The sequence below is a fragment of the Polyangium sp. 6x1 genome (genome assembly GCF_029946515.1).
In the GTDB taxonomy this organism is placed as follows: Bacteria; Myxococcota_A; Polyangia; order Polyangiales; family Polyangiaceae; genus Polyangium.
This window is the reverse complement of the sequence record NZ_JARZHH010000016.1, coordinates 130,324-154,737: the sequence shown is the minus strand read 5'-3', so window position 1 is coordinate 154,737 and position 24,414 is coordinate 130,324. Positions and strand designations below refer to the sequence as shown.

21 protein-coding genes are annotated in these 24,414 nt (G+C 69.3%); 5 read left to right on the top strand and 16 right to left on the bottom strand.

Annotated elements, in window-relative coordinates:
- Nucleotides 1-4 precede the first annotated feature (4 nt).
- From QHF85_RS17655 to QHF85_RS17620, 8 genes are all read right to left on the bottom strand, one after another.
- Entirely contained in the window at nt 5-2,068 is a 2,064-nt protein-coding gene (locus QHF85_RS17655) for a M1 family metallopeptidase (RefSeq protein WP_281328373.1), read from the bottom strand.
- On the bottom strand, nt 2,065-3,624 hold the full coding sequence (locus QHF85_RS17650) for a hypothetical protein (protein ID WP_281328372.1): 1,560 nt from the start codon (nt 3,622-3,624) through the stop codon (nt 2,065-2,067). Before QHF85_RS17650 ends, QHF85_RS17655 begins: the two co-directional genes overlap by 4 nt.
- Nucleotides 3,625-3,652: 28 nt before the next feature.
- Nucleotides 3,653-5,482 (bottom strand): molecular chaperone DnaK, encoded by a 1,830-nt coding sequence (gene dnaK, locus QHF85_RS17645; RefSeq protein ID WP_281328371.1) that lies wholly within the window; start codon nt 5,480-5,482, stop codon nt 3,653-3,655.
- Nucleotides 5,483-5,557: 75 nt separating this feature from the next.
- Nucleotides 5,558-7,237, bottom strand: coding sequence for a DnaJ domain-containing protein (locus QHF85_RS17640; RefSeq protein ID WP_281328370.1), 1,680 nt, complete (start codon nt 7,235-7,237; stop codon nt 5,558-5,560).
- Nucleotides 7,238-7,278: 41 nt separating this feature from the next.
- On the bottom strand, nt 7,279-8,253 hold the full coding sequence (locus QHF85_RS17635; RefSeq protein WP_281328369.1) for a lysophospholipid acyltransferase family protein: 975 nt from the start codon (nt 8,251-8,253) through the stop codon (nt 7,279-7,281).
- A gap of 8 nt (nt 8,254-8,261) precedes the next feature.
- Nucleotides 8,262-8,852, bottom strand: coding sequence for a hypothetical protein (locus tag QHF85_RS17630; RefSeq protein ID WP_281328368.1), 591 nt, complete (start codon nt 8,850-8,852; stop codon nt 8,262-8,264).
- On the bottom strand, nt 8,849-9,559 hold the full coding sequence (locus tag QHF85_RS17625; RefSeq protein WP_281328367.1) for a hypothetical protein: 711 nt from the start codon (nt 9,557-9,559) through the stop codon (nt 8,849-8,851). Before QHF85_RS17625 ends, QHF85_RS17630 begins: the two co-directional genes overlap by 4 nt.
- Nucleotides 9,556-10,356 (bottom strand): RNA polymerase sigma factor, encoded by an 801-nt coding sequence (locus tag QHF85_RS17620; protein WP_281328366.1) that lies wholly within the window; start codon nt 10,354-10,356, stop codon nt 9,556-9,558. Before QHF85_RS17620 ends, QHF85_RS17625 begins: the two co-directional genes overlap by 4 nt.
- A gap of 144 nt (nt 10,357-10,500) precedes the next feature.
- Between QHF85_RS17620 and QHF85_RS17615 the strand changes: the two genes are divergently transcribed.
- The 3 genes from QHF85_RS17615 (at nt 10,501) to QHF85_RS17605 (ending at nt 13,840) form a co-directional block, all read left to right on the top strand.
- Complete coding sequence (locus tag QHF85_RS17615) at nt 10,501-11,391, top strand: rhomboid family intramembrane serine protease (RefSeq protein WP_281328365.1); 891 nt, start codon at nt 10,501-10,503, stop codon at nt 11,389-11,391.
- Nucleotides 11,392-11,525: 134 nt separating this feature from the next.
- A complete protein-coding gene (locus QHF85_RS17610) occupies nt 11,526-12,239 on the top strand; it encodes a PA14 domain-containing protein (protein WP_281328364.1) in 714 nt (237 codons plus the stop codon).
- A 116-nt stretch (nt 12,240-12,355) separates the two neighbouring features.
- A complete protein-coding gene (locus QHF85_RS17605) occupies nt 12,356-13,840 on the top strand; it encodes a gliding motility protein (RefSeq protein ID WP_281328363.1) in 1,485 nt (494 codons plus the stop codon).
- 134 nt (nt 13,841-13,974) lie between these two features.
- Here the strand turns inward: QHF85_RS17605 and rodA are convergent, their stop codons facing one another.
- The 7 genes from rodA to QHF85_RS17570 all read right to left on the bottom strand — a co-directional run bounded on the left by rodA (nt 13,975) and on the right by QHF85_RS17570 (nt 21,156).
- Nucleotides 13,975-15,108 carry a rod shape-determining protein RodA gene (gene rodA / locus QHF85_RS17600; protein ID WP_281328362.1) on the bottom strand — a complete coding sequence of 378 codons (1,134 nt, stop codon included), beginning with the start codon at nt 15,106-15,108 and terminating at the stop codon, nt 13,975-13,977.
- Nucleotides 15,105-17,054 carry a penicillin-binding protein 2 gene (gene mrdA / locus QHF85_RS17595; protein ID WP_281328361.1) on the bottom strand — a complete coding sequence of 650 codons (1,950 nt, stop codon included), beginning with the start codon at nt 17,052-17,054 and terminating at the stop codon, nt 15,105-15,107. Before mrdA ends, rodA begins: the two co-directional genes overlap by 4 nt.
- The gene (mreD, locus tag QHF85_RS17590; protein ID WP_281328360.1) at nt 17,051-17,578 is read right to left on the bottom strand and encodes a rod shape-determining protein MreD; all 528 of its coding nucleotides are present in this window, start codon (nt 17,576-17,578) and stop codon (nt 17,051-17,053) included. The genes mrdA and mreD overlap by 4 nt, the downstream gene beginning before the upstream one ends.
- Nucleotides 17,579-17,602: 24 nt before the next feature.
- Nucleotides 17,603-18,490 (bottom strand): rod shape-determining protein MreC, encoded by an 888-nt coding sequence (gene mreC / locus QHF85_RS17585; protein ID WP_281328359.1) that lies wholly within the window; start codon nt 18,488-18,490, stop codon nt 17,603-17,605.
- Nucleotides 18,491-18,604: 114 nt separating this feature from the next.
- Nucleotides 18,605-19,639: a rod shape-determining protein gene (locus tag QHF85_RS17580; RefSeq protein WP_136930736.1), complete on the bottom strand. Its 1,035-nt coding sequence runs from the start codon at nt 19,637-19,639 to the stop codon at nt 18,605-18,607.
- A gap of 220 nt (nt 19,640-19,859) precedes the next feature.
- Nucleotides 19,860-20,021, bottom strand: coding sequence for a 50S ribosomal protein L33 (gene rpmG / locus QHF85_RS17575; protein ID WP_136930735.1), 162 nt, complete (start codon nt 20,019-20,021; stop codon nt 19,860-19,862).
- 235 nt (nt 20,022-20,256) lie between these two features.
- Nucleotides 20,257-21,156 carry a hypothetical protein gene (locus tag QHF85_RS17570; protein ID WP_281328358.1) on the bottom strand — a complete coding sequence of 300 codons (900 nt, stop codon included), beginning with the start codon at nt 21,154-21,156 and terminating at the stop codon, nt 20,257-20,259.
- Nucleotides 21,157-21,602: 446 nt separating this feature from the next.
- On the opposite strand from QHF85_RS17570, the gene QHF85_RS17565 reads away from it, so the two are divergent.
- Nucleotides 21,603-22,487 (top strand): acyl-ACP desaturase, encoded by an 885-nt coding sequence (locus tag QHF85_RS17565; RefSeq protein ID WP_281328357.1) that lies wholly within the window; start codon nt 21,603-21,605, stop codon nt 22,485-22,487.
- 70 nt (nt 22,488-22,557) lie between these two features.
- Here QHF85_RS17565 and QHF85_RS17560 read toward each other — a convergent pair whose 3' ends face one another.
- Nucleotides 22,558-23,529, bottom strand: a complete 972-nt coding sequence (locus QHF85_RS17560) for a prolipoprotein diacylglyceryl transferase family protein (protein ID WP_281328356.1) — start codon at nt 23,527-23,529, stop codon at nt 22,558-22,560.
- Between the two features lie 128 nt (nt 23,530-23,657).
- Here QHF85_RS17560 and QHF85_RS17555 point away from each other — a divergent pair, with 128 nt between their 5' ends.
- Entirely contained in the window at nt 23,658-24,410 is a 753-nt protein-coding gene (locus tag QHF85_RS17555) for a patatin-like phospholipase family protein (RefSeq protein ID WP_281328355.1), read from the top strand.
- The last annotated feature ends 4 nt before the right edge of the window (nt 24,411-24,414 follow it).

Genomic DNA, 24,414 nt, shown 5'->3' with positions numbered 1-24,414 from the left:
GTGCTCACGGAGCGAGGAGCCAGAGGAGGAGCTCGGCGCCGAACGTGCCACGCTCGAGCACACGCGAGCCGACCCCGCCGCCTCGCTCGCTCTGCGCGTTGTTCAGGAGGTTGTCGTCGAGCTGCACGCGATGCTCGGGATCGATGACGGCCGCGACGAGCTGGCGCTCGCCTTCGTAGTCGACGTCGTGCGTGACGCCCTTGCCGTCCCAGCGCACGCGCTTCGTCGAGCCGTCGTCCATCACGAGGTCGATGTCGACGGGGAAGACGAGCGTGCCGCGGCGCCGGACGAGGACACGGCCGCGGTAGCCGTACGTGTCGAGCACGGGCGCCGCCGAGGGTTTGTCCGGATCGCCGAACACGCCGCCGATGGGCTCCATCCGGCTCGAGCTGATCTCGGCGACGGAGTAGTCGACCCAGCCGCGCTCGAAGATCGCCTGGCGCGCAGCGAGCTCGGCGTCGGGCCCCATCGTGTCACGGAGGATGCCGAGCAGCTCCTCGGGCCCGGGGTGGCGGAAGCGGTAGCGACGCGTGTAACGGCCGATCGCCTCGCGGACGCGATCGGGGCCGTAGACGCCCGCGAGCGTGTTCAGGATGGTCGCCGTGCGCGAGTAGACGAGCGAGCCGTAGTCGCTGCCGCTCGCGAAGCGCGCGGCGGACTGCGCGACGGCCTCGTTGTGCTCGACGTCCGCGGCGGCGACGCGGTGGACCGCGGGGAGCGCGAAGCCGAAGCCTCCCGGCAAGCGGGCGCCCGAATTCTCGGGCCAGCGCGCCTCCATGGACTCGCCCTCCGCGTACGTGTTGAGGCCCTCGTCGAGGAACGGGAAGGCATGCTCGTTCGTCGCGACGAGCCCGTAGAACCACTGATGTCCGAGCTCGTGGATCGTGACGCCTTCGATGGCGCGCACGCCCGTCTCGGGCGTCCACCACGCGCCGCCCGTGGTGATCAGCGTGGGGTACTCCATGCCGCCGGCCCCGCCGGCGCCGCGCGGCGGATGCACGATCGTGACCGTGCCGTACGGGTATTTTCCGTAGGCCGCGCCGAAGTGCTCGAGCCCGTACCGGACCGCGTCGAGCTCGATCGTCGCGACGCGATCGAAGCCCGGCGGATAGAGGCAACGGAGCGCGACGCCGTCCGCCGTCGTCGCCGAGACCTCGCGGAAGTGATCCCACGCGGTGAACGCGAAGTCATGCACGTCCTCCTGCAGGAAGCGACGCTCGACGCGGCCGTCCTTCGCCGTCTCCTTGTCGAGCCTGCCGGTCGCGCCGATCACGAAGCGCTCGGGGGCGTCGATGGTGACGTCGTAGTTGCCGTAGTCCGCGTAGAACTCGGAGAAGCGATAGAACGGGAAGTGCGCCCAGCGCCCGTCGGGCTCGATCTTCGCGAGCTTGGGGAACCACTGCGCGACCATGTGGAAGCTCTCGTCGAACCCGGTCCGCAGCGTGACGCTCGGCAAATCGGAGACGAACGCGACGTCGAGCGTGAGCGTCTCGCCGGGCTCGATCGCGCGCGGCAAGGGCACGCGGATGTCGGTCTCGTCGTCGGGATCGCCGGGCGAGTGACGGTCCGCCTTGTCCCAAAGCTCCGAGTCCAGTTCGCGTGCGAATAACTTCGAGACGCGGATCCAGCCGTAGTCGGCGAGCGTGCTGCCGCCGCGGAAGCCCCGCGCGCGCTGCCGCATGTAGTTCGTCTTCTCGTTCTTGAAGGCGTTCAGGTAGAGGTGCAGCCAGAGCTCGCGCTGCGGGATGCGCGAGGCGTTGCGCCAGACGATCGTGCCCTCGCCACGCACCTGGTGGAGGTTCGGATCGAGCGAAGCGCGCAGCGTGTAGCTCGCGACGGGATCGGCGTGCGCGGCCATGGGCTCGGACGCGAACACGGGCAGCGCGCCGGCGGGAGCGCTGCTCGGAGGGATCACGGCCTCGGCGAGCTCGACGCCCGCCGCTTCGGAAGGCTCTGCCGACACGCCCGCGGTCGCCGCGAGCGCCGCTCCGTACGTCGCGCCGAGGCCCACGGCGATGGCGAGGACCGTCCGGCCCCATCCACCCCACCCCCCCTGTCGTTTGCTCATCGTCTGCCTCTCGGGAACGTCGCGAGATCGAGCCTGTGCGCCACGAGCAGATCGTGGATGACCCGTAGCACCTCGATGGTCGGCAGGCCCGAGGCGCCGATGATGTCCTCGATCGACGCCACGCCGTCGATCGACGCGACGACCATGCGCCCGCGCTCGTCGAGGCTCCGCGCGAGCTCATCGGCGGAGGTCTTGAGCCGCGGCACGAGGCTCATGTCGCCGATGCGCGCCATGTACTTCTGCTTCAGGATCTGCCGCGAGCTCTCGGCGTAGCTGAGCGCGCCGATGTTGTCGGGAGCGTCCGTCAGGATCGCCTCCGCGAGCGCGAGCGCGCCGCGATGATCCCCGGCCTCGTAGCGCGACCGCACCTCGTTCAGCCGTTCGCTCACGGGCACGTGCGGAACAGGCGAGGAGCGCTCGCCCGACATGAGCGACTCGGCGCTGCGCGCTCCCGTCTCCGATCCGCGCCTGCGATGCGAGCCTGGACGACCCGCCGTGCTCGGCGGCGGAGGCGGCGGCGCATCCAGCGTGGGCTTCACGGTCCTCGGCGGCGTGAGGCGCGGCGCGAGGCGCGGACGCTCGTCGATCGGGCGAGGGCGAGGCGTCTCCTCGGGCGACGGCGCGGGCGCGGGCACGGCCGCACGCGCGCGCATGAACTCGTCCGAGGGGCGCGAGCGCGGAGGTTCTTCCACGGGACGCGAGCGCGGAGGTTCTTCCACGGGGCGCGAGCGCGGAGGTTCTTCCACGGGGCGCGAGCGCGGAGGTTCTTCCACGGGGCGCGAGCGCGGAGGCTCCGTTTCGAGCGTGCGCGGCGGCGGTTCGGTCTCGAACGTGTCCCGCGCGCGGAAGAGCTCGACGCCGAGCTCTTCGAACACGGCCTCCGCGGTGTCGAGCGCGCGCGCCGTGAGCGACGACGACGACTCGCGCGCGGCGATGCCGCGGTAGAGCGGCTCGTGCTCCTCGAGCAGGTTCGGCGCCACGCCCGGGAGCGTGTCCTGATCCATGAGCGGCGGCGGCAACGTGGCGAGATCGTCCTGCCGCATGTCGACCGTCGTGTCGTCGCCGCGCGGCGGCATCGTCTTCGCTTCGTCGCGCTGCGGCGGCTCGGTGTCGTCGCCCTGCGGCGGGATCGTCTTCGCTTCGTGAAGCGGCCGCGGCGGGATCGTGTCGTCGCCGCGCGGTGGGATCGTCTTCGCTTCGTCGCCGCGCGGCCGCACCGTGTCCACGTCGCTCGCCGGCGGCGGGATCGTCTCGGAAACCGCGGACGTGGGGCGCGGCTCGTCGTTCTCCTCGGACCGCATCATCTGCTCGACGAGCTGCTCCATCGGGATGGGCGGCGGCAGCGTCTCGCGGTCCTGGAAGACGTCCGGCAGCGGCTCGGCGTCGCCGAACGAGACGACGGGCTGCGGCGGACGCACGGTGTCGCCGGCGAGGCCGAGGCCCCGCGGCACGACTGGCTTGCGTGCGCCGGCGCGATCCGCGGGGCCCTTGCCTTCCGGGCTCGGTCCCTCGTCTCCGGTCTCTTCGTTCGATCGTTCGGGAGGCTTTTGCGACATCACACCCCGAAAAAGCGCCGCGCCGTGCTCACCCCTGCGGCCTGGCGATGACGCCCTTGAACATGCGGTGCGTGCGGGCGAGCGAGTCCATCTGACCACGAAGCGCGGTCAAATCCTTGCGGGCGATCGCATCGCGGCAACGCTCGAGGATCGAGCGCGCCTTCTCGATGGCGTCACGCCCGAAATCGCTGGATTGAACGATGGCCTGTACCTTCGGGAACATCTTCTCGATGTCCGCGATGACCTTCTCCGCCTCCTGCTTGACCCCCTCGAACTCGTCGTTGGAGCGACGCTCGACGAGGTACTCCTTGGCGGCCTCCATCATCGCGCCGACCTCCTCCTTCGTCAGGCCGCTCGAGGCCGTGACCTGGATCGACTGCTGCTGGCCGGTCTCGAGGTCCTTTGCGCCGACCGAGACGATGCCGTCGCTGTCGATGGCGAACGTCACCTCGATCTCGACCTGACCCTTCGGCGCGCGCCGGAGCCCCGTGAGGACGAACTCGCCGAGCAGCTCGTTGCCCTCGGCCTGCGCGCTCTCGCCCTGCATGACCAGGATCTTCACGGCCGTCTGGTTGTCGCGGCTCGTCGTGAAGATCTTCGACCGGCTCGTCGGCACGGTCGTGTTCATCGGGATGAGCTCCTCGAAGTTCGACCCGTACGTCATGATGCCGAGCGCGTGCGGCGTGACGTCGAGCAGCACCATCTGCTTCGACTCGTCGACGAGCGCGGCGCCTTGCACGGCCGCGCCGAGCGCGACGACCTCGTCGGGGTGCACGCCCTTGCAAGGCTCGCGGCCGAAGAACTGGCGCACCGCCTCCTGCACGCGTGGCATGCGCGTCATGCCGCCGACGAGGATCACGTCCTCGATCTCCTCGCGCTCGATGCGCGCGTCTTCCAGCGTCTGGCGGCAGATCTCGACGCAGCGCTCGACGAGGTCGCCGCAGAGCGACTCCATCGCGTCGCGCGTGAGCGTGCGCTGGAGGTGCAAGGCCTCGTTGCGTCCGCTCGAGATGATGAACGGCAGGTTGATCTCGGTCTCGCGCACGCCCGAGAGCTCGCACTTGGCCTTCTCGGCGGCGTCCTTGAGCCGCTGCAGCGCCATGCGGTCCTGCCGCAGATCGACGCTCGTCTGATCGCGGAAGCCCTGCACGAGCCAGTCGATGATCCGCGCGTCGAAATCCTCGCCGCCGAGGAACGTGTCGCCCGCGGTGGCGATGACCTTGAAGACGCCGCCCGCGCCGATCTCCAGGATGGAGATGTCGAACGTGCCGCCGCCGAGATCGAAGACCGCGATCGTCTTCTCGACGTTGCGCTCGAAGCCGTACGCGAGCGCGGCCGCGGTCGGCTCGTTGACGATGCGGATGACGTCGAGCCCCGCGATCTGCCCCGCGTCCTTCGTGGCCTGGCGCTGACCGTCGTTGAAGTACGCGGGCACGGTGATGACCGCCTTCGTGACGGGCTCCGAGAGGTAGTCCTCCGCGAAGAGCTTCATCTCCTGCAGCACCATCGCGCTGATCTCGGGGACCGAGTACGTCTTGTCGCGGAGCTGGATCCGCACGTCGCCGTGCGGCCCCTCGACGATCCGGTACGACGCCGAGAGCATCGCGTGCTTGACCTGCGAGGACGAGAACTTGCGCCCGATGAGGCGCTTGGCGGCGTAGACCGTGTTCTCCGCGTTCGTGATCGCCTGCCGCTTCGCGATGTGACCGACGAGGCGCTTGCCGGCCTCGGTGATCGCCACCATCGAAGGGGTCGTCTTGTAACCGCCGCGGTTGGGGATGACGGTCGGTACGCCGTCCTCGACGATGGCCACGCACGAGTTCGTGGTGCCGAGATCGATTCCGATGACGCGCTCCATCGATTCAGGTGCTCCGTGGAGGTGGGTGCCGGGGAGAGACGTGCAAAAGTACGGCGAGACCGCCGCCGCCGGGGATCATTTCTCCGGTTCGCCGCCGTCTGGTTTCTTCATCTGCGCGCGAAGCTGCGCGATCGCCTCACGCATCCTAGCATCGTTCGGCGAAAGCTCGGCGGCGCGCTCCATCTCGACCCGCGCGCTCGTCTCCAGCCCGGCCGCCATGTAAGCCCGCGCCAGGGTGAGCCTGTACTCGCCGACACCGGGCGCGAGCTTCACCGAGCGCCGGGCGAAATCGATGGCGCGGCGGTTGTTCTGGCCAGTCTTGAGCGTGCAAAACGCCACGCCTTCGTGGGCCCGGGGGTCATCTCCCCTCGCTTTGCAGACGTTCGCGAAGCTCACGGCGGCCTCCGACCAGCGCCCCTGGCTGGCCTCGTACTCGGCCTGCCGCAAGAACCCCTCCGCGAGCTCCGCCGCCGCCTGCTGCTGGATCTCGGTCGCCTTGCGCGCGAGGCCCTCGTCCTCGGGCGCGAGCGCCACCGCGAGCCGGTAGGCGTTCGCCGCCGCCGCGAGGTCCTTGCGCTCGAGGGCCACCTTCGCGGCCAGCACGTACCGCTCGAGCTGCAGCCGACGCGCCTCGTTCCGCGTCGCGTCGTAGCGGCGGAAGGAATCATTCGCAGGCGGGGGAGGCGTCGCCGGCACGGAAGAAACACCTGCCGCGTCGGCGACCGCGCGCCGCAGGGGGTTGCTCCCGAGCTTCGTGTTGAAGGACCGACGCGACCGCACGCTCTCCGGGCTCGCGCCCGCTTCGTCGAGGCGAACGGGCGACGTCGGCGGTCCGCTCTGCGGCGCGTCCTCGGCGGCCGCGACGACCGCGGGGATGTCCGTCGGATCGTGCTCCAGGAGCGCGGCCATCGTCCGGTTTCGCCGCGTCTGCTCGAGATACGCGTCGTACTCCGCGCGGCGCTGCTTCGACGTGAGCACGTCGTGCGCGAGCGTGAGCCTGTCGAAGATCGCCTCGATCCGCTGCTTGTACGTGCCGAGCTTCTTCCGGAAGTACTTGTCGGGATGGAACTCCGGCGCGAGCACCCAGTACGCGCTCTTGATCTGCTTCTTGTCCGCGTCGAGGGCGACGCCGAGCAGCTCGTAGTGGTTGCGCTCGTCGAGCGCGTCGTAGAGCTCGAGGACGCGCTTCTTCTTCGCGTGATCGAGATCGACGGGCTCCTCGAGCTCCGGATCGACGATGCGCGGTTGCTCGACCGTCAACTCGATCGCACGTCGCGTCACCGGCGGGGCGTCGACGGTCGTGTCGGGGCCGCTGCGGCGCTCGGCGGAGAGCTCGATGCTGCGCCGGGTCGGCGGCGGCAGATCCGCGAGCGGCTCGAAGCTCCGACGACTCGCGGGCGGCGCGTCCACCGTCGGCTCGAACCTTCGCGACGACGGCCCGGCGCCGAAGCCTCCCTCGAAGCTACGGCTCGACGGTCCCTCGGTCCCTCGGCTCGACACAGCGCCCGAGGACGGCGCCACGCTCGGATGGGCGCGGCGAGACACCGGGGCCCGCGGCTCGTTGAAGTCGACGGCGCCGAGCACGAAGAGTCGATCGAGCGCGGTCGTCACCTCGGCTTGCGAGAGACCGGTGATGAGCGAAAGCTCACGCTCGCTCACCACGCCGTCGATGCGCGAGAGCAGGTAAGCCTCGTCGGGCCTGAGCGGCAGCGACTTGATGTCGCACCCGGGCACCGGCCTAGGAACACGCACCATGGGGGAACCGGACGTAGCGGACGCGAAACCGAGCGTTCAGTCTAGTGAGGATCGAGCGCGCCCCGCAACGCAGCCGGACGCCCGGGAGGAACGAAGCTGCCGAGCCAAGCCTCCGGCCATGCCGCGATGCGTCGTTCGAGCTCCGCCGCGATTCTCGTCATGAGAACGTCCTCGGCGCAAGAATCCGGACCAAGATCCTCCAGGAGAACGCGGGAGATCCGGACGATCGGGTGGGATGAACCCGAGGCGCTCGGCGTCGACGCGGCAGGCGCGCACGTGCCCACGACCACCGCGGCTCGACGCGCGAGCGCGATCCGCGCTGGGCCGATCGGGACGAGGACCTCGGCGCCGAAGAGGCGTCGGGTGGCCGAGGGCACACGCGCGGGGATGTCGACGAGAAATCCCACGGCCCGGCCCTTCGCGAGCTCGCGCGTGATGGAGAGCGCGACGCCGGGCCGGCCTCGGTAGAGCGAACGAACGCCGCGCGGACGGCGCAGCCGCTCGTAAAGCTCGGTGAAGCGCGGGTCGTAGCTCTCGCGCGCGACGGTGGCCACGGGAAATCCCTCCTCGACGAGGAGCGCGGCCATCCGCTCCCAGGGCCCGAGGTGCGCCGCGACGAACACCACGCCGCGCCCCTCCGCGAGCGCCTCCGCGAACACGCGACGCGACGCCGGATCGAGCGAGAGCCGCGCGCCCGCGCGCTCATCCGGTCGGAGCAGATCGAGCGTGTCGGCGAGCATCTCCGCGACCGTCGTGAATACCGTTTGAGCACGAACGTTCGAGTGATTCAGCCCGGCTTCGAGCCTCGCCGCGACAGCGCGCCGCGTGCGCGGGAGGACGACGTACGCGACGAACCCGAGCGCGCGACAGACGGCGCGGAGGGCGCGCCGTGGGAGGAGCAACGCGAAGGCGAGGAGCGCCCGCACGAGCAGGTACACGGCGTCGTTCTTCCGCCGTTGCCGCGGGGTCCACGTCCCTCCCTCGCGGACGTCGGCGACAGGCTCCTCGCTCGCCACGCGCGTGCTCAGCGCGCGCCAGCGTCGCCGAGCGCCGAGGAGATCACCTGATCCTGGATCCGCACGGCCTCGTCGAACGCATCCATCGCGGCCTTGCGCGCGCGCTCGCGATCCGCGCCCTCGGGTAGCGACTTCGCGCGCCGCTCTTCGACGAGCCCACGCACCTCGAAGAGATGGCCACGGAAGTACGTCGTCTCCTTCGCCAACCCGAGCCCCGCATCGACGTCGCGTAGCCCCGTGTCGTACTCGCCGCGCGTGCTGCGCAGATCCGCGAGGCGCGCGTACGTGTCGGAGAGGACCTCGCTCACCTCGGGCAGAGGTGTTTCGCCGCCGGGACGCGCGCCGCCCGTGAGCGATTCGAGCGCGGCGATCGCGCCTGCCACGTCGCCCGAGGCCTCCGCGAGATCGGCCTTGTGGTGCGCGGCGCGCGCCTTCGAGAGGAACGCGAGCAGCACCGAGTCGACGACCGGCGCGGCGCCGGGCTCGCACGCCGAGGGCTGCATCGCCGCGCGCTCCGATCGCGCGCAGCTCACGCCGACGGCGCTCGCCACCGCGAGCGCGAGCGCCGCGATCGTGATCTTCGCCGAGCGGCGCGTCATCGCACACCCCACAAGGCAAAGCGGTTCTGCCGGAGCTCCGTGGCGCGCGCGCCCGCGATGCGATCGACGCGCGCCGACGCGCCGCCCACGCGCGGGAACGGCGTGTCGAAGAGCTCGCCTGCCGAGCGAGAGCGCTGGAGCTCGGGCGCCTCCGCGACCTGGCTCTCCGTCGAAGAACCCACCGTGAGCACGAAGCCCGCGGCCGCCGCGGCTGCCATGACGACCGCGGCCGTCACGACCGACAGCACGCGCCCCTTGCGCGGCTGCGCCGACGTTCGTCCGAGCGCGCGCGCGATGAGAGCCTCGTTGCGAAGCGGCTCGATCGCGCGTGGCTTGTGCGCCGCGACGAGCGCCTCGGCGAGCTCCGCGAGCGGCGCCTTCCGCTCCTCTCCACGAGGCGCATCGAGCGCGTCACGGAGCCTCGTGGCCCCCGCGCGCTCGGAGGCCGTGGGCGGCTCGTCCTCTCCCTCGGCGCGCGCCTCGCTCTTGCCGAGCGCGCGCTCGATCAGCGCGTCGTTCAGCGCATCGTCGAGCGACGCGGGCGCGCTCGCCGATCGCAGCACCACGGCGAGCGGGTGCTCTCCCTTCTCCAGCGACGCGCGGAGCGCCTCCGCCTCCGCGAGCTCCTCGGGCGACGGCGGCGGCTCGTCCTCGAACGACACGCGCTCGTCCGGACGAACCAGCCTGAGTTTGTGCTCCCTTTTCATCGCGGAGCCTCCCTCGACGCGAGCTTGCCCTCGGCCATGCGAGGCACGTCGATCGCCTTCTTCAACGCCGCGAGCGCGCGGTGCAGCACCACGTCGAACGTCGAGACGGTCACGCCGAGCGCGCTCGCCACCTCTTCGCGCGATCGCTCCTCGAGCACGCGCAGCCGGATCGCCTCGGCGTACCGCGGATGGATCGATCGCAGCGCCGCCTCGACGCGCGCGCGCGCCTCGGCGAGGTCGCGCTTCTCGCAGAGCTCTGCCTCGCCGTTCGCCGTCGGATCGGCGTCGGCCGCGTCGATCTCGCGCTGCAGATCGTCGGGCTCGTACAGCGTCTCGCGCTTGCGCGAACGCAGGATGTCGTACGCGATGCGCAAGCCCACGACGCGCAGCCACGGGTAGACGCCCGCGTCTTGCCACTGGAACTGATGAAACCGCTCCACGACGCGCGCGTACGTCTCGGCGAGCGCGTCCTGCGCGAGCGCCTCACGCCCGAGGCGCGGCAGCAGCACGGAGCGGTAGAGGATGGGCCCGTAGCGACGCAGGATCTGCCCGAGCGCCGCGCGATCACCGGCCCTCGCGCGCTCGCAGAGCTCGCGCTCTGCTTCGAGATCCGTACGCGCAACGGCCACGGACGCCACCATACCTGGACTCGGCCTCGGCCGCACAGCCTGGACCGGCGACGGCTTCGCCGCCTGCGGCAGCGGACGACGACCGAGCCCGACCGCGAGCAGGAGCGCCGCCATCGGATCCTGGGCGGGCGGCGCGAGCGGACGGAACGCGAGAGCTAACGCTTGCACGCCCGGAGAACGGCCTTTGCCGCTCGACCTTACGGGCGATCGCCACCACATTGAGCCCCGGCGCGCCGCCGTGCGCCGCATCGTCCGGCCTCGAACGGATTTTCTCGTCGGAAAGGCCGGAATTTCCACCAAGGGAGCGTCGACTTGGCTGAAGAAGCTCACTCCTCGCGGACGAAGGCGGTGCCCTGCGCGCGCTGCGGCGCGCTGAACGGAGCCGGCTTCGATCGCTGCGTCCGCTGCGGGCAGGCGATCTCGACCGTCGCTCGCTCCGTCGATCGCCTCGGCGCGCGGATCGATCCAGAAGCCTTGCTCGCCTCGAAGTTCGTGATTGGACTCACGATCCTGGTCTGCACGGCGCAGATCTACGTCGCGCTCCGTACACGAGGCGCCGACCTCCAGAGCGCGCTGCTTCGTCCGGAGGCCACCGATCTCGTCCGGTTCGGGGCCCTGCGCCCGTCGCTCGTCTTCGAGGAGCCTTGGCGGCTCGCCTCGGCGATCTTCGTGCACATCGGCGCCTTGCACCTGCTCGGCAACATGTTCGTGCTCTCGTGGCTCGGCCGGATCGCCGAGCCTGCGGTGGGGCCGGCGCGTTTCCTCCTGACGTACGTCACGACGGGCGTCTTCGGGTTCGTCGCCTCGGCGGCCTACACGCTCCTCTTCGATCCCGTTTTCGCGGGCCATGCGCTCACGGCGGGCGCGAGCGGCGCCGTCTTCGGGATCATGGGGCTCGTGGTCGCGATGCTCTACCGGCAGCGAAACCCGCAGTGGAAGCGGTTCGCCGTGCAAGCCGTGCTCCTCAACGTGGTGCTCGGCTTCGCGATCAACCAGGCGAACGTCGGCTTTGCCATCAACAACATCGCCCACCTGGGTGGGCTCGCGGCCGGCATCGTCTTCGGCGTGATTTTTGCCAGGCCCGTGCGTGTTTCCGACCGGAACGGTAAATCCGACCTCGGGATGAACGTCGCCGCGGGGCTCGGCCTGCTCACGTGCGTGGCGTCGCTCGTCCTGGCGCAGCTCTCGCCGACGTGGCGCTAGCAGGAAGAAAGCGGAGAACGTTCGTCCTGGCGTGGGTCCGAGACGGGGCAAGTCGATTTCCCGACGAAGCGGTGATTGCAAATTCGGCTCCGACCGTCTACCGCCTCGTATCGATTTCTTCCCCAGGAGACGCCATGTCGCACAGCTCGCTCCGGCTCGCCCTTCTTGCCTCCGCGGTCGCCCTTGGCGGCTGCACGGTCTACGTCAACAACAAGCCCCCGTCGAATCAGCAGCAGCAAGCGCAACCGACGACGCGGCAGCCGTCCCGCGGCATCCGCCGCCCGACGAACGCGCAGCGGCCCACCACCACGACGCCGACCAACACGACCGGGACCACCAAGCCCGTCGTCGAGCCCCCGCGCATCAACGGCCGCATCGCCTTCGGCAACGGCTCGATTGGCGCCTTCAAGGGCTACGCATACGTGATCCCCAACACGACGTCGAAGATGCCGGACCTCTCCACGATGGTCCCCTTCGCGACGCTCCTCACCGACAGCTTCATCGTTCAGCGCCAGGAGTTCTCGGGCGGCTTCCCCGGCGTCCTCGCCCAGGAAGAGTGGTTCGCCATCCGCTACGAGGGCCCGTTCGAGCTCGCCAAGGACGCGAGCTACCTCTTCAAGCTCGTCTCCGATGACGGCGCGATCCTCTACATCGACGGCGAGAAGGTCGTCGACAACGACGGCGTGCACGTGCCCCAGGAAGCCACGGCCAAGAAGACCCTCAAGGCTGGCCGCCACCAGCTCCGCCTCGATTACTTCCAGGGCCAGAAGGGCACGGTCGCCCTCGCGCTCTCGGTGACCGAGGCCATCGGCGACGCCGTGCCGCGTCCCCTCGTGGGCGTTCGCTAGCTCGCGCCTCCCCCAGCTCTCTCCACCCTTCGTTCGTCCCGACACCTCGCAAGCACCTTCGATCCTGCGGCTTATTCGACGCGGCGGGTGGCCATGATGCTATCGTCGCCTCGCGTATGGCGTCGGTGAACCCGCTCTCGCGGGAGCTCGTCTTCAAGATCGTCTATTACGGCCCGGGGCTCGGCGGAAAGACGACCACGCTCGAGTACATCCACGCGACGGCCAAGCCCGAGCACCGCGGCAAGCTCGTCTCGCTCGCGACGCCCGTCGACCGCACGCTCTACTTCGACTTCCTGCCGATGCGCCTGCCGCCCATCCGCGGGATGAACGTGCGGCTTCAGCTCTTCACCGTGCCCGGGCAGGTCTACTTCAACGCGACCCGCAAGCTCGTGCTGACGGGCTCCGATGGCATCGTGTTCGTGAGCGACTCGCAGATCGCGCGCGCCGACGCGAACCTCGAGAGCTTCGACAACCTTCGCGACAACCTCGCCGATCAAGGCCGGAACGTCGCGGACATGCCCATCGTCTTCCAGCACAACAAGCGCGACCTGCCCGACGTCCTCCCCATGGAGGAGCTCGATCGGATGCTGAACCGCTTCCACGTGCCGTCCCTGCCCGCGTCCGCGAAGACGGGCATGGGCGTGTACGAGACGCTGGAGCGCATCACGCAGGTCGTGCTCGCGGCGTTCGAGTCGCAGATCCCCGAGTCGGTGCGCGCCGCGGCCGCAGAGGCTTACGATCCGGCCGAAGAAGGGCTCGCGGCAGCCCTGCGCGACGCCTCGCGCAGCGATCGTCCGCCCGTGAGCGCCGCGATGGTCAACCGCGTGGCTCCGAGTCGCGCCTGGGGCAGCGTGCCGCCCGATACGGGCATCGAGGATCCCGAGGAGTTGAAGAGCGCCGCGATGCGCCCGCCTCCCCTGCCCGTCACGAGTTTCCCCGAGGCCCAGGAAGAGGCCACGCCGTCGAGCGCGCAGCTCGCGATCGCGCCGCCTGCGGAGGCGCCGATCCTGCCGAAGACGGAGTCCGTGCGGCCCCCGCCGCCTGCGTCCGTGCAGGCGCCGCCTACGGTCGGCAGGCCGCGCGCGCCCGAGTCGGTTCGAAGTCGGACGCGTGGATCCGTCTTCCCTCCGCCGAAGCCGTTTGCGCCGCTCGTCCCGCAAGCGCCGGCGCCTCCGCCTTCGGCGCCGGCGTCGAACCATGCGCCTGTGAACATTGCGGCGAAGGCTGAAGGGGCTGTGCACGTCGAGGCGCCGAGGGGCGCGGGGCTCTCGTTCGCGGAGCTCTGGCCTGACGGCGATCACGCGCTCGTGCAGAGCGTCGAGGCGGCCATCGCGGGCGGGCGTTACGCCGAGGCGATCGAGCAGTGTGATGGTCTCGTGGCGCGCCAGCTCGCGAGTGCTGCGAGCTTGTTTGGCGCCTCGGATGCGCCGCGGGATCCCTCGACGGTGCCGCTCTTGCTGGGGCTCGACGGCCGCCGGTACCTGTCGTTCCGCTCGACTGTGCGCACGGCGCGCGGGGGCGGAAAGATGAGCGCGCGCGACGCGCTCGCGGCGTATGCGTTCGCGATCGACGCGCGGCTCGCACGAAGCTCGATTCGCTGAAACTGCTCGAATCGAGTGCATCGACCGCACCGCGGTCGATGCAACTTCGGTCCAGGCCGCGCCTGGTCCGGGTCCAGGGGCGGACAGCCCCTGGTCGGGTCCGGGGTGAAACCCCGGCGCTATGCTTGCGCCTGCTAGAGACGTTCCGGAGCGGGGACGACCGAGTAGCGGCGCATGGACACGTTCATGAGCAGCGCGACGCACATGAGCATCGTGGTCACGCTGGAGCCGCCGTAGGAGAAGAGCGGCAGGGTCACGCCGACGACGGGGAGGATGCCGCAGACCATGCCTGCGTTGATGAACGCGTGCCAGAAGAGGATCGCGCCGCAGCCGATGCCGAGCACGGCGCCGAAGCGATCCTTGGCCAGCGAGGCGATGCGGACGGCCCACAGGCAAAGGAACCCGTAGAGCAGGACGAGCAACACGCTGCCGGCGAAGCCCCACTCCTCTGCGAACACTGGGAATGGGAAGTCCGAGAACTGGTCGGGCAGGAAGTTGAACTGGTTCTGCGTGCCCTTCATGTATCCGTTGCCGAAGAGCCCGCCGTTGCCGATGGCCACGCGGGAGTGATGCGCGTGCCAGCCGGTCTTGAGGATGTCGTCCTCGGGCCGCAAGAAGACGGTGACGCGCGCCTTCTGGTAGTCGAGCAGGACGTAGTTCCAGATGATGGGGAGAGCGCAGGCGACGGTCACGATGAACGTGACCACGCTCTTCCACCGGACCCGCGTGAGCGCGGCGATCATCAGGAAGACGAGGACGTGGATCGACGCGGTGCCGAGATCGGGCTGCTTCAGGATGAGCAGCGCGGGCACGCCCGTGAGGAGCGCGGGCACGAGGAGATCCTTCAGTGTGCGCCCTTCGCTGCGTGGATCGTCGTGAAGGAACTTCGCCAGTGCGATGACGAGGAAGACCTTCATGAACTCGCTCGGCTGGAAGCGGAAGGATCCGAACTCGATCCAGCGCTTGGAGCCGCGTAGGTCCTTCGCGAAGACGAAGACCAGGATGAGCGAGAAGACGCCGAAGGTGTAGATGGCGTAGCCGAGACGCTCGAGGTGGCGATAGTCGATGGCGACGAGGATCCCGCCGAGGATGCCGCCGAGCACGAGCCAGTAGATCTGGCTGATGTAGAGCTCGGCGCGCACGCCCTGGTAGACGCTCGTCGCGCTGTAGAGGTTGACCACGCCGAGCACGGCGATGAGCGCTGCGGCGATGAAGAGCGGCCAGTCGAAATGATCCCTCGCCCGGGGCGAGACGTCGCCGCGAATCAAGGCGTGCCTCCACGATCGGGCTTTGGCTGCGTGCGTGCGCTTCCGCCGTTGTTTCCGCCGGCGCGCGTGACGCGCTCACGCGCGAGCTCGTTGTATGCGCGCACCACCTCGAAGGCGACGGGCGCTGCGTGCTTGCCGCCCGCGCCGCCGTGCTCGACGAGGACCACGACTGCGACCTCGGGCGCGCGTGAGGGCGAGTAGCCTGCGAACCACGCGTGCTCGCGGTTGAAGTACCACACGCGCTCGGCCTCGGCGCCGCGCGCGAGCTTGTGCGAGACCTGCGCGGTGCCCGTCTTGCCCGCCATGTCGACGCCGAGCACCCTCGCCTTGAACGCGGTGCCGGCCTCGGAGTTCACGCCCGCGTAGAGCGCCTTCTGCACGAGCGAGAGGTTCTCGGGGCTCACCTCGATCTGCCGCCGCACGCGCGGCGCAAACTCTTGCACCACCGTGCCCGCGCTCGTCTCGACTGCGCGCACGATCTGCGGCTGGTAGAGCGTGCCGCCGTTGGCGAGCGCCGCGTAGGCGAGCGCGAGCTGCAGGACGGTCACCGTCGTCGCGCCCTGGCCGATCGCTGCGTTGAGGCCGAAGCCGAGCCGGAACTGACCCTTGTTGCGCAGGGTCATCCAGGCGCGCGTCGGCATGCGCCCCGCCGCCTCCGCGTTCACGCCGAGGCCCGTCCGCGCGCCGAGGCCGAAGCGCTGGCCCATCTCGGCGATGACGTCCATGCCCACGCCGAGCTCAGCCGCGAGCCGATAGAAGTAGACGTTGCACGACTCCGCGATCCCCTGGTGGAGATCCACCGGCCCGTGGACGTGCGTGCACCGGAACGTGCGCTTGCCGAAGGTGAGCGCGCCGCGGCAGTTCGTCGCCTGGCGCGGATCGATGAGCCCCTTCTCCAGCGCCGCGAGCGCGGTGAACGGCTTGAACGTCGAGCCCGGCGGATACGCGCCCGAGATCGTCTTGTCGAGCGCGGGCTTGAGCGGATCCGAGTAGAGCCTGCGGAACGCGTCGCGGATGACCTGCTTGCCCGATCCGCCCGAGAGCGCGTTCGGGTCGTAGCTCGGCTTCGAGTACAGGCCGATGATGCGGCCCGTGCGCACGTCGATCAGCGCGACGCCGCCCGCGAGCTCGCCGCGCATCGCCTTGTCGATCGCGCGCTGGATGTCGGCGTCGAGCGTGAGCCGGAGATCGCGGCCCGGGATCGGATCGACGCGCCGCGGATCCTCGATGATCCCCTCGCCGCCCGGCCTTCGCCGACCCCTCGCGTCGACGAGCACCTTCTCCCAGCCACGCGAGCCGCGCAGGTAGCTCTCCCACGCGCGCTCGATGCCCGTCGCGCCGACGCGATCGCCCTCGACGTAGCCCGCGCTGCGGAGCTGGCTCAGCTTCTCCGCGTCGACCTCGACCATGTAGCCGAGTGCGTGCGCGCCGACCTCTTCGTACGGGTAGTAGCGGACCGGCACGGGCACGACGTCCACGAAGGGCAGCTCCGCGTCGTGCGTGCGCAGCGTGGCCACGGCGTCGCGCGAGATGTCTTCCTTCAGCAGGATCTGCTGGCTCTTCCGGGGCCCGTCGCTCGCGCGGATCGTGGTGAGCAGCGTCTCGAGTCGCGCCCGCTCGTCCACGCCGACGCCGAGGTACTCGACGAGCTTCGGCCAGACGACCTGCATGTCGATCTTCTCGGGGACGACGTAGAGGTTGTACGAGGGCCGGCTCGCCGCGAGGATCTTGCCGGCTCGATCGCGGATGAGGCCGCGCGTCGTGGCGAGCGTGACGCGACGGACGATGTTCTCGCGGGCGATCGCCTTGTTGTCGTCGCCTTCGATGATCTGGAGCTGGAACAGGCGTCCGATCAGGACGAGCTGCAGCACCGCCATCGCGAGCGCGATCCAGCGGAAGCGGCGCCTGAACTCGCTGACGTCGGAGCGCTGAACGACGAGGCTCATCGCTGGCCTCCTTCCCCGGGCCTCGGCACGTTGATGGTCGCCTGGTGCACGCGCTCGGCGAGGCTGAAGACGAGCGGCGCGAAGAGCGCCGTGCCGATCGCGTGCGGCGCGACGAGCGTCGCGAGCGCGCGCGGCCTCGCCGTGTCGGTCCCGAAGATTGCCGTGAGCACGATGATGAGCACGCCTTCGAGCAGCGCGAACGCGAAGGCGAGCGCGACCTTCGTGAGGAGCGTCTGCGCGGCGAGGCGCACGCCCGCGGCGCGCGCCACGACGAACGTGGCGACCGTGATGAAGGTGAACAGGCCGATGGGCGAGGCCGAGAACAGATCGAGCAGGTAGCCGAGCAAGAACGCGAGCGCCGCGCCGCGCGCGATCGAGTACTCGTGCACGCCCATGAACACCACGAGCGGCAAGAGCAGGCTCGGCGTGATCCCCGCGATCTGCAGCCGCCCGATCAGCCGGTAGAGGTTCGACTGGATGACGAGAAGGGCGATGCCGACTGCGAGAAATGCGGTGTTTCGCATCGTCCTCTCTCCTCCCCTCCGACCTTACCGCCGCGGCGTGGAAGAGCCAGCCGCGCCCGGCGCGGGCGCCTGAGGCAGCGCCTCTTCCGGAGGCGCAGACGTGACGATGAGCACCTCTTCGAGCCGCGAAAAATCCACGGCAGGCGTCGCGTACACCTGCTGGTAGATGCCGAAGTCGCGCTTCACGACCTGCGTCACCTTGCCGACGGGGATGCCCTTCGGATAGCGCTTCCCGACGCCGCTCGTGACGAGCAGATCGCCGACCTCCACCTCGTCGGTGCGCTGCACGTACTCCACGCTGCAGAGGTACTTCGTCTCGTCGCCCGTCCCGCGGACGAACCCACGCGCCCCCGTCCGCTGCACGACGACGTCGACGCCGCTGCCCGCGTCGACGACGAGCCGCACGTCGATCGTGTCGCCCGAGACCTTGAGCGTCGTGCCCACGACGCCGTCGGGCGAGATCACGGGAAGGTTCGGCTGCACGTCGCGCGCCTCGCGATCGAGGCTGACGCGCGCGACGCGGAAGAACTCGTTCGTGTTTTTTCCGACGACCTGCGCGCTCACGACGTCGGTGCGGACGCTCGTGCGCAGATCGAGCAGGCGCCGGAGCCTCCGGTTTTCCTCTTCGAGCGCTTCGAGCTTGCGCACGCGCTCGCGGAGGCGCGCGTTCTGCGAGGCGATCCGCGCGTTGTCTTCCTTGACGTCGACCAGGTAGATGTAGTCGCCCCAGATGTTCGAGAGCCCGCGCGCGAGCGTCGCCGCGGCGTACTGGAGGGGCGTGGCGATCCGGACGATCACCCTGTCGGCGCCCGTGACCTTGCCGGGATCACGCATGCTGGCCCGGAGGAACCAGAACGGCACCGCCAGGGCGAGCAGGACGATGGCCAGGTCGCGGTATCGCTTGAAGTTCATGCGTCGGCCGGCGCTGCCGCTGGGAAAGCGGCTCGGGTCAAACGAGGGAGGTGCCCCCGCTCATCCCTCGATGCCACGAGAGACGCGCGGGCGCTACCTGCACACGCGCTCCGGTCAGCTGATCGTGACTTCCTTCAGCAGCTCGAGGTGATCGAGCGCTTTTCCGCTGCCCAGCACGACGGCGCTGATCGGATCGTCACAGACCATCACCGGCAGGCCCGTCTCTTCGCGAAGCAGCACGTCGAGATTTTTCAGGAGGGAACCGCCGCCGGTGAGCACGATCCCCTTGTCCACGATGTCGGCCGCGAGCTCTGGGGGCGTGCGCTCCAGCGCGACGAGCACCGCGTCGACGATCGCGTTCGTTGGTTCTGCAAGCGATTCGCGGATCTCGTCCGAGTTCACGACCACGGTCTTCGGGATGCCCGCGACCATGTCGCGTCCCTTGACCTCCATCGTGAGCTGCTGCTCGAGCGGGTACGCGTTGCCGATCGTGATCTTGATCCGCTCGGCCGTCTGCTCGCCGATGGCCATGTTGTACTTGCGCTTCATGTACGCCATGATGGACTCGTCCATCTTGTCGCCACCGACGCGCACGCTCTGCGAGTAGACGATGCCGGCGAGGGAGATGACCGCGACCTCCGTCGTGCCGCCGCCGATGTCGACCACCATGTTGCCCGAGGGCTCGGTGATCGGAAGGCCGGCGCCGATGGCCGCCGCCATGGGCTCCTCGATGAGGTACACCTCGCGCGCGCCCGCACCCTCCGCGCTCTCTTTCACCGCGCGCTTCTCGACTTCGGTGATGCCGAAGGGCACGCAGATGATGATGCGCGGCTTGACGAGCGTGCGGCGGTTGTGCGCGCGGGCGATGAAGTAACGCAGCATCGCCTCGGTGATCTCGAAGTCGGCGATGACGCCGTCGCGCAAAGGCCGCACGGCTTGGATGTTCCCAGGCGTGCGCCCAAGCATCTCCTTCGCCTCACGGCCGACCGCGAGCACCTTCTTGCCGCCGCGGTTGTCGCGCTGCACGGCCACCACGGAAGGCTCGCAAGAGACGATGCCCTTGCCCTTCACGTAGATGAGCGTCGTGGCGGTGCCGAGATCGATCGCGAGATCGTTCGAGAACAGGCCGTAGAGCCAGTCGAAGATCATCGCATCGCCCTTGAAGCTTGAGGTCCGGTCCGCCCGAGACGTGCATTCATGCCGCACGGGCAGGCGGCGGTCCTATCATCCATGGTGGGGTGTCGCAACGAGAGCACCTGCTCAGGTCGGGCACACCCGTTCAGCAGCAAGCACGGGCGAACCCATGGCCATGCCATGGATCCACCCGTCAATCACGTTCGCACATGCACAGGCAGATCCGCGAAGGCCATCAGCCCTTCGAGATCTTGCCTTCCTTGTGCTCGTAGTGCTTGCGGCACACCGGACAGAACTTCTTGATGACGAACTTGTCCGACATCGTCCGCTTGTTCTTCGTCGTGTGGTAGTTCGCCCGGCTGCAATTGCCGCACGTCAGCTTGATGATGTCGCGCATGGCTGTCTCCTGAAACTCACCGGTTTCGCGCCGGCTCGGTCACGGGCACGCTCGCGTGAGGCGCCGCGAAACCCGCCCTCCACGACCCCACCACGACGGGGGGGCGCAAAGGAGGGCGGTAACCTACGGAATTTCCCGCCGCTGTCAACGTCGGCGAGCACGACCTTGGGCAAAGATCGCAAGCGAGCCGGGACGGGCGAGCCCGAGCTGACGCTCGGGCGCTCGCCGAGCCCGATCACTCGTCGTCTTTTCCGCCGTCCCTCCAGTCGTCGTCGCGGCCCCAGTTCTTGTTGTTGGAGCGACGTCCACCACCGCCCCCCGGGCCGTCCCCGTCGTGACCGGCACCGCCGCCACGACGACGACGATCGTCGAACGTCTTGCGTTGCGGAGGCGGAGGAGGCGCGGGAGCGTAGCCGCCCGGCCCACCACCACCGCCGCCATAACCGCCGCCGCCGCCGCCGTAACCGCCGCCGCCGCCGCCATAACCGCCGCCGCCGCCGGCGTAACCGCCGCCGCCGGGACGCTCCGCGCCAGCCGGACGTTCGCCCTTGGGATGCGCAAGGTTGACGACGAGCCGACGGCCACGCACGTCCACACCGCGCAGCGCTTCGATCGCGCCCTTCGCCGCCTCGGCGCTCGCCATCGTGACGAAGCCGAAGCCGCGCTTGCGTCCGTCCGCGTCCATCGGCAAGTGCACACGCACGACGGGGCCTCCGCCAGCCGAGGTGATCATCGACTCGACCTCCTCGATGCTTGCGTCGTACGGGAGGTTGCCGACGTAGAGAGTGCGGTCAGGCGCTGCCGCAGCAGGCCCACCGCCGCCCATGCCACCACCTCCACCACCCATCGGCCGCGGGCCGCCCATGCCGCCGCCCACGCCACCTTCACGGCGCGGTGGCTCGGCCTGGAAGGGCCGCACGGAGATCGACTTGCCGCCCTGGAACGAGCCGTCCAGCGACTCGCGAGCGGCATTCGCCTCCTCGCTCGTCGCGAGCGTCACGAACCCGAAACCACGCGGCCGACCCGTCGCGCGATCCTTCGGAAGGCTCACCTCGACGACGTTGCCGCCTGTCGCCTCGAAGAGCCCACGGAGAACATCTTCGGTAATGGAGTCGGGCAGTCCTGCTACGAACAACTTACGAGAATCTTCAGCCATCGAAAAACCTGCGCACCATCGATCCTAGCGCCTCGCCTCCGAGGCTCGCGCCCTCTTGCTCGCCTCGAACGCTCTCCCTGAGAGGCGCGTCTCGCATCACGATGGCGAGGAGCGTACCTCCTGGGACGAGCTACAGCCCACGATATATGGCCCACTTCCCGCGTCAAGGGAGCCTCTCTCGGCACGTTCGTCCCCGAGCGTGTCGATTCCTCCGCGATGGGCCCCTCGAGCCCCTGCTCGACCCGCTGCGTCACCTCCTCCCCGCGTCGTCGTTCGCTCGCTGAAAACCGCGTCGCGAAGCGCTCTACGCAGCGAAAAAACACCGATGAGGAGCACGTGGGCGCCCGAGCGACCGGGACGGAGGATCCGCTTGCGTCGCCAGACGTAAATCGTGTTACGACCCGTTTCCCGAGGTTCAAAACGCGATGGCGGAGCACTTCAACATCGAGCGCTTGATGGATTCGTCCGGCAGGGTCGACCTTTCGGACATCGACTGGTCCGAGGTCCCGAAGCACCCGATGACCCCCGAGGCGATCCGTTGCCTGCGGTATTTCCTGCTCACGGAGAACTCGACGTTTTTCTACACCAAGGCCCTCATGTCCACGAACGCCGTGTACGAGGAGCCGGAGATCGCGCCCTTCCTCTGCGTGTGGATGTACGAGGAGGAGTTCCACGGACGTGCCTTCCGCAGGTTCATGGAAGCGCTGGGCGAGCCGCTTTCTCCGACATACCGGCGTGACATGTTCCTCTCGCGCAGCCCCGGCGAGCGCATCGATGAGTGGGGGCAGAACATGCTCGGCAAGCTCTTCCCGACGCACTGGCCTGGCGTGCACATGGTCTGGGGCACGATCCAGGAGTTCACGACGTACAGCGCCTACCAGGCGCTCATCGAGCGGATCGATCACCCGATCCTGAACAAGATCTGCCAGCGGATCATGAAGCAGGAGCTCCGCCACTACGCGTTTTACCGCGAGCACGCGAAGCGCCGCCTGCAGCGCGATCCGATGACGGCGAAGATCGTCTCCGCGGCGCTGAAGCTCGCCTGGACCCCCGTCGGCGACGGTATGTGCTCCAAGGAAGACGTCCTTCACACGATCCGCTTCCTCTTCGACGGCCTCGACGGCAAGGCGATCGCGCGCGTCGATCAGAAGATCAGCGAGCTGCCCGGGCTCGAGTGGTTCGACCTGTTCACGAAGTTCGCGGAGCGCCACAACATCCGCCGCGCGCCCGACGCGTGGTTCCCGCGGAACTTCCGCACCAAGAGCCAGCCGAAGGTCGAAGCCGAGCCCGCGCTCTTCGACGCGGAGTGACGCGAGGCAGGTCCGCTCGACGCGAGCCACGATCGACGTGGATCGCGTCGAGCGATACGCCGACCAGCCTCTAGCTCTCCTGCCCCGCCGCGCCGCTGCTCTCGCTGCCCTCGCTGCCCTCGTCCGCAGCCGTGTTCTCCACGGAGGCAGCCTTCTTCTTGCGCTTCTTCTTGCGAGCCGCGGGAGGCCCGCCGTCCGTGGGCGCCGCCTTGTTCTTGGCGATCACGAACGTGAAGTACGCGCCGACCGCGAAGAGGCCGAAGCACGCCCACTGCGCGGGCGTCAGGCCGCCGTACCGCGGATCGCCGCCGAGCATGCTCGCGCCCTCGACCTCGCGGAAGAAGTCGAGCACGAAGCGCACGGGCGCGTAGGCCATGCAGATGACGCCCGTGAAGTAGCCCGGCGGGCGCGGTCCACGACGCCAGAGCAGCGTGACGATGATCGCGAGCGGGATCGTCAGGACGAACTCGTAGAGGCCGAGGTCGAAGCGGCCGACCCAGCCGCTCCCCATCGGGTAACGAACCGCGAACCACGCGTCGGAGAGGCGGCCCGGATGATCGTGCACGACGGAGCAACCGGCGCGGCCGAAGATCCACGCGATCGGGAACGTCGCGACGACGACGTCCGCATACGGGAGGACCTTCTCGCGCTTGATGAACTTGTACGCGAAGCAGCCGATGATCGCGCCGATGAAGCCGCCGTAGCTCGACAGGCCGTCCCAGAGCATCAGCAGGTAGAGCGGATCGCGGGCGACGCGCTGCGGGTGGTAGAAGATCGCGTCGAGGACGTGCCCGCCGATGAACCCCGCGGCGACGACCCAGAAGATGAACTCGTTCATCTTCTTCGTGTCGAGGTTGCGCTCCTTCGCGCGGTGCATCGTGATGACCGAGCCGATGTAGACGCCGAGCGCGACGAGCGTGCCGAACGGCTTGATCGACGGCGGATGCGCCGGGTCGAAGAGCTTGCCCAGGACGGGCACGTCGAGCAGGAAACCGAGCGGGATCTCGGGGAGCGAGATGTAGGGGATCAGCGGCTCTGCCACGCGAACGTGCGTAGCGCAGCGCGCGCGCCGACGCCATGGACGCGCGCGATGAGCTTGACGCTTCCGCGCCGAGGGCCCCCACCCCGGCGAAGGGTGACGTCGAACACGGGCTCTGATAAGACCTCGGCGTGCGAGCGCTGTCCTTGCCCGGCTGCGCCTGCCGGGCGGCGTTCCAGTTCGGCGTGCTGTCGCGCCTCGTGGCCGCGGGCGAGCGCTTCGATCTCGTGGCGGGGGCCTCGTCGGGATCCATCTCCGGCGCGGCGCTCGTCGCGGGCCTCGCAGGCGTGGGCCCGGACCTCTGGCGCTCGATGGCGAAGACGCCGGTCGTGTCGCGGCGCTACCTGTCGAGCGAGCGGAGCCCCTTCGGGATGAGCTCGGTGCTGCGCGGCGCGCTCGAGCGCTTCTTGCCGGAAGAGAAGCTCCACGGGACGGAGACCGAGCTGCTCGTGGCGACCACGCACGCGGGGCGCTTCTTCGCGCGGAAGAAGGGCGCGCTCGTGGTGCACTCGAACCACGAGCGGCGCGACATGCACGACGTGCTCGTGGCCTCGTGCTTCATCCCGGTCGTGTACGCGCGCGTGCCGCGGCTCGACGGGGAGGTGCACCTCGACGGAGGCGCCACGGACAACACGTTGATCGACGCGCTCGTCTCGCGCGGCGCGACGGACATCACGGTGATCTCTCCCTTCCCCGGCGGAAAGATCGCGCGGACGCTCTTCTCGCCCGAGGAGCCTCCGACGGCGCCGCCCCACGTGCGCCTCCGCCTGCTCTTCCCGGAGCGTCCGCTGAGGCAGCGTCACTTCGATTTCGATCCTGGGCCCATGGAAGAGGCGCTGACGATGCCGCACCGCTCGGTCGTCATCGAGCCGAGGAGCCGTTAACGTT

Coding starts and splice junctions, on each gene's coding strand:
- QHF85_RS17580 (WP_136930736.1), bottom strand. CDS start 19,639: ATGATCTTCGACTGGCTCTACGGCCTGTTCTCGAACGATCTCGCGATC.
- QHF85_RS17565 (WP_281328357.1), top strand. CDS start 21,603: ATGGCGGAGCACTTCAACATCGAGCGCTTGATGGATTCGTCCGGCAGG.
- mrdA (WP_281328361.1), bottom strand. CDS start 17,054: ATGAGCCTCGTCGTTCAGCGCTCCGACGTCAGCGAGTTCAGGCGCCGC.
- dnaK (WP_281328371.1), bottom strand. CDS start 5,482: ATGGAGCGCGTCATCGGAATCGATCTCGGCACCACGAACTCGTGCGTG.
- QHF85_RS17630 (WP_281328368.1), bottom strand. CDS start 8,852: ATGACGCGCCGCTCGGCGAAGATCACGATCGCGGCGCTCGCGCTCGCG.
- QHF85_RS17640 (WP_281328370.1), bottom strand. CDS start 7,237: ATGGTGCGTGTTCCTAGGCCGGTGCCCGGGTGCGACATCAAGTCGCTG.
- rpmG (WP_136930735.1), bottom strand. CDS start 20,021: ATGCGCGACATCATCAAGCTGACGTGCGGCAATTGCAGCCGGGCGAAC.
- QHF85_RS17605 (WP_281328363.1), top strand. CDS start 12,356: ATGGCGTCGGTGAACCCGCTCTCGCGGGAGCTCGTCTTCAAGATCGTC.
- mreC (WP_281328359.1), bottom strand. CDS start 18,490: ATGAACTTCAAGCGATACCGCGACCTGGCCATCGTCCTGCTCGCCCTG.
- QHF85_RS17650 (WP_281328372.1), bottom strand. CDS start 3,624: ATGTCGCAAAAGCCTCCCGAACGATCGAACGAAGAGACCGGAGACGAG.
- mreD (WP_281328360.1), bottom strand. CDS start 17,578: ATGCGAAACACCGCATTTCTCGCAGTCGGCATCGCCCTTCTCGTCATC.
- QHF85_RS17655 (WP_281328373.1), bottom strand. CDS start 2,068: ATGAGCAAACGACAGGGGGGGTGGGGTGGATGGGGCCGGACGGTCCTC.
- QHF85_RS17610 (WP_281328364.1), top strand. CDS start 11,526: ATGTCGCACAGCTCGCTCCGGCTCGCCCTTCTTGCCTCCGCGGTCGCC.
- QHF85_RS17625 (WP_281328367.1), bottom strand. CDS start 9,559: ATGAAAAGGGAGCACAAACTCAGGCTGGTTCGTCCGGACGAGCGCGTG.